Raw genomic sequence first — 4,177 nt, forward strand, 5'->3', positions numbered from 1 at the left:
TCTTGCTGTAATTAATTTCAATCAACACATTTATATAATGTCAAATAATTCTCTGCCTTGACAGTACCCTTGAGGGTACCTTTTTTAAACTGATAATAAGATGGCATAACTTAGCCTCGGTATTGGTGGGCATTGCCCATTTCATTTATAGGCTCACTAATTTTAATCTTCCTGAGCAATGCCCACCCTAGGATTTTGTTCTGCTTCGGTATTGGTGGGGATTATTATCCCTTAACCAATAAATAAAAACTCCTCCATCCTGAGGTCAGAATGGAGGAATTAGAGGCAAGGTAAGAGCATCTCAATCAGGCTTGACACAAGGGATGATAAGAATCTACCTACTCCCTAAAACCTAGAACGAAAGTACCTCACCCAATTGAAAAATGATATAGGGTTAGATACCAAGCATTTCAGCCTGTTTCGTCGCCCCTTCAGGTACAATTGTTACTCAAACGCCTACACGTTCAAGATGGATTCCACACTAGCTTTCAGAGAAAAATCTCCTGCTCCACGAAAAGAACGAACCATAACAAAATATTCACCTGGTTCTGAAGGTCGGATACTAATTTTCTCGTCAGGTAAACTGGTATACCCACGATAGTCGAACTCACTGATAGTTGGCTGCAATGCCTTTCTGACATAGAGATCGAAATCTACACCATCGGGTCCATCTAGCTCAAGGCTCAATGAGGTGCCGACCCTGACCCGATATAAGCTAGAATCGCCAGTCTGCTTTAAATGCCCTGAAACCGCCTCTCCTATTTGTAATTCCGGTATTTCTATCCGCTCTAGGGCATTGAGGATGGCTGGAACATCGATCAGCCCAAACCCATGATCGTAGTCAAAACCTGCCACACCCAAATCTTCGGCAGTTCGGCGCAACAGTTGACGAAGTTCAGCGGGAGAGAGAACCGAAGGAGGATACTTAGTCCGAATCGATGCTACAACACCAGCAGCAACAGGACAAGCTGCTGAAGTGCCAGTATCTGCTAATTCGTTTCCTAAGCGATCTTTATAAGCTCCTGAGCCGAGAAAATGAGTATAGGCACAAAGATCCGGTTTTTGAGAGTCGAGATGTCCTGGTCCCTGACTAGAATAGCCAACTCGCTCTTTATTAACTGTCACCCCAGCAATGCTAAGGACACTTGGATGAGAATTCGCACCATAAATGGCTCTGTTAGTAACGCCTTGGCATCTTGGAACAGGACATTCTGCACCACAATTACCAGCAGCAAAAAGAATATCAGCACCAGCATCCTCTAAACTTTCAACAATGATGTTAAAGGGATGATTGGGATTATCACTGTAATTGCCAGGATGGCCCACCGGAAAGTCCCAAGAGGGATGAAACATTCCCCAACTATTATTAACTACCAAAGCTGGTTTAGGTTCTGGGGCTGTTGAGAGTATTTGCAGCAAGTTACTGAAAGCTTTGACAGCATCACTCAAAAACCCATCCATTACCGAGCCACCTCGTGTCTGGGATTGGAGAAGGGCATAGTCGAGAAGAGTGCTGTTTGGCGCAGCAATGCAGACATCAAAGGCACACATTGTTCCATGATCGACAGGCATATTACCTGGGGTAGGTCCAGATACTGGAGTCCAGCTTTTGCTCCCATCGAATTGAGGTGTTTTACCCTTACTGTTTAGATGGGATAGATTGACTCCGCTATCAACGATCGCCACCATTACGTTAGACCCATCCATTCCTTTTGCTTGAAGTTGTGGAAATTGCAGTAAATTCTCCACATTTCGATGGGTTCCCACTGAAGCAGTTGGACAAGTAGCGATCGCACTAATTCGTGGATCTGAAAACACACCAATCGCATTAGGGTCTTGTTCAACTGCCGCTATTAAAGGCTCTAGTGCCTCATCTGCCACCTCACCTCTTACCAGATAAGTGGAAACTTCAGGGCGAGCATCAAAGGAAAATAGTTGTCCTACTTCTGTGACTCCAACCTGTTCTCGTCTTTGTCGATTAGGCACCAAAATAGGTGTATAACTTTGATCCAGTGAAAAGCCATCAATAGAAACAGCCTCTGTTGTCATAGTGAAACTCTCGGCAGTCATTGCAGCACGGAGTTCCGGCATAAATCGCATCTGAATTAAAACACGCATGTTATTTATCCTCTTCTTCTTGAGATTCTGTGGGAGCTATTTTTATATCACCGTGAACTCCCTTGACTAACGGTTGTATTGCTATCAGTTTTTGAAAATCCATGTCACCCGATACACGGATGACATACAAATCCCGCTTCGGACTTATGAGAATTAGACCATAATCTTCATCAATCTCTAAGTCTTTGATTCCATCTAGTTGCTTCACGGACTCCAAAGAATTGTTAGGAGGCGGTAGATGGAGTGTAATTAAGTAACGCATTTTTCTAGCTTGGTTGACATTCAAGTGGCAAGCTACTTGAACTGTCTCTAAGTGAGCAAAAACTGAATATTCCAAGTAGAACATACGAACAACAGCTCTTGTACTTTTATTTTTATAATCCCTACAGCTAGAACAGGGTAAACGCATCTAATTTTTTTATTCCTATATATAGTTTTTATTGAATTCAATTAAAACTATATATAGGCAATTGATTTTCAATAAGCACAATAGCGATGCAGCGCCTTCATGCGGGGGTTTCCCCCATGAGCGACTGCATCAAGACAAGACCGGGTTTATTGAGAACTACCCCCGGTTACCCAACAAGATGCGCTTACCCTGGATAGAGAGGAGAGATAGGACTTAATTTATCCCCAAAATTTAAAAGCCAGCTGTTAAAGATTCCTAAAGAGATTAAGCAACCGGTTCGGGGGACTTTTCAGTATCCTCTCCATTACCTTCTGCCTCTTCGATCTCCATTTCCTCATATTTAGTAAAGCACTTACGTTGAGCAGCGACAGCTAGGTCGAGCACAATGGGTACTTCTAATTTGATGGGAACTTGGAACACACAGGGATTATAGTATTTGTAAGCCATGGGTTTTACCTCTTGCTGTAATTAATTTCAATCAACACATTTATATAATCTCAAATAATTCTCTGGCTTAGCAGTACCCTTGAGGGTACCTTTTATAAACTGATAATAAGATGGCATAATTTAGGGATTATTATCGTTTAACCAATAAATAAAGACTCCTCCATCCTGAGGTCAGAATGGAGGATATAGAGGAAATATAGGACTTAATTTATGTCCAGATTTTAAAAGCTAGCCGTCAAAGATTACTAAAGATACTAAGTGGCAACTGGTTCAGTTTTATCAGTATCCGATCCGTTCTCTTCGATCTCCATTTCCTCATACTTAGTAAAGCACTTACGCTTAGCCGCTACAGCTAGGTCAAGCACAATGGGTACTTCTAATTTGATCGGAACTTGGAACACACAGGGTTTATCGTATTTGTAAGCCATGGGTTTTACCTCTTGCTGTAATTAATTTCAATCAACACATTTATATAATGTCAAATAATTCTCTGGCTTAGCAGTACCCTTGAGGGTACCTTTTATGTTAAGGATGATTAAGATTAAGTTATTTTAAGGATAGCATTTTTATAAATGCTATCCTTTAGTTTTTCCCCATCCACCTACTTAATCATTAATGGGAGCACATTCAACCTTGAGTAAATCTTCGCGAATCCATCCTTTGGCACCACTTACTGGAAAACCTACTCTGTGCCAACCATAGCCAACCCTGTCTATTTTGTAATCTGGCTCTGGAGGAGTTGCTGTCAGGACGTAGACATTATCACCGACTAAACCATAACCCAAGCTTCTATAATTAGTTCCTGCTCCAGAACGTAAGGTGATCCGAGAATTGGGGTTGCTAGCAGTTAGAGTGGCTCGACAGTGGGAACGCTCTCTAGGAAAAGTATGCTGAGCAAAAGCCTCAGTTGTAGGGACGGTAACTGCAGCAGCTGTAGCTAGTAATAAGATTGCTTTTTTCATTTGTTTTCTCCAATCATCGATGTTTCTTATTTACTAGTAAAATAGAAATAACAGTTGGATTGATTGGAGACAGTGCCAGTTTATTAGTAGTCCTAACGCTGACAGCAATAAAGCCTTATTTTTCTGTAGTTAACACCGTTGCTAGTACAGACAGTTGAGAAACTGGTCTATGGTGGTCTTGTGGGCGGGGAATAGGGAATAGGGAATAGGGAATAGGGAATAGGGAATAGGGAATAGGGAA

5 protein-coding genes are annotated in these 4,177 nt (G+C 41.9%); all 5 read right to left on the minus strand.

All coding sequences use genetic code 11. The features are described from left to right. Positions 1-456 precede the first annotated feature (456 nt). Positions 457-2,118 (minus strand): S8 family serine peptidase, encoded by a 1,662-nt coding sequence (locus AC4II3_RS31635; protein ID WP_488017015.1) that lies wholly within the window; start codon positions 2,116-2,118, stop codon positions 457-459. 1 nt (position 2,119) lies between these two features. Then, positions 2,120-2,464, minus strand: a complete 345-nt coding sequence (locus AC4II3_RS31640) for a hypothetical protein (protein WP_488017017.1) — start codon at positions 2,462-2,464, stop codon at positions 2,120-2,122. 327 nt (positions 2,465-2,791) lie between these two features. Next, positions 2,792-2,974, minus strand: coding sequence for a hypothetical protein (locus tag AC4II3_RS31645; protein WP_488029822.1), 183 nt, complete (start codon positions 2,972-2,974; stop codon positions 2,792-2,794). 254 nt (positions 2,975-3,228) lie between these two features. Continuing rightward, complete coding sequence (locus AC4II3_RS31650; RefSeq protein ID WP_490723017.1) at positions 3,229-3,402, minus strand: hypothetical protein; 174 nt, start codon at positions 3,400-3,402, stop codon at positions 3,229-3,231. 177 nt (positions 3,403-3,579) lie between these two features. Next, positions 3,580-3,936 carry an SH3 domain-containing protein gene (locus AC4II3_RS31655; RefSeq protein ID WP_490723018.1) on the minus strand — a complete coding sequence of 119 codons (357 nt, stop codon included), beginning with the start codon at positions 3,934-3,936 and terminating at the stop codon, positions 3,580-3,582. Between the last annotated feature and the right edge of the window lie 241 nt (positions 3,937-4,177).

It is taken from the genome of Moorena sp. (assembly GCF_982860115.1).

What these genes read in the sequence shown, in the direction of transcription:
- AC4II3_RS31635 (WP_488017015.1), bottom strand. Translation starts at nt 2,118, where the DNA reads ATGCGTGTTTTAATTCAGATGCGATTTATGCCGGAACTCCGTGCTGCA.
- AC4II3_RS31640 (WP_488017017.1), bottom strand. Translation starts at nt 2,464, where the DNA reads ATGTTCTACTTGGAATATTCAGTTTTTGCTCACTTAGAGACAGTTCAA.
- AC4II3_RS31645 (WP_488029822.1), bottom strand. Translation starts at nt 2,974, where the DNA reads ATGGCTTACAAATACTATAATCCCTGTGTGTTCCAAGTTCCCATCAAA.
- AC4II3_RS31650 (WP_490723017.1), bottom strand. Translation starts at nt 3,402, where the DNA reads ATGGCTTACAAATACGATAAACCCTGTGTGTTCCAAGTTCCGATCAAA.
- AC4II3_RS31655 (WP_490723018.1), bottom strand. Translation starts at nt 3,936, where the DNA reads ATGAAAAAAGCAATCTTATTACTAGCTACAGCTGCTGCAGTTACCGTC.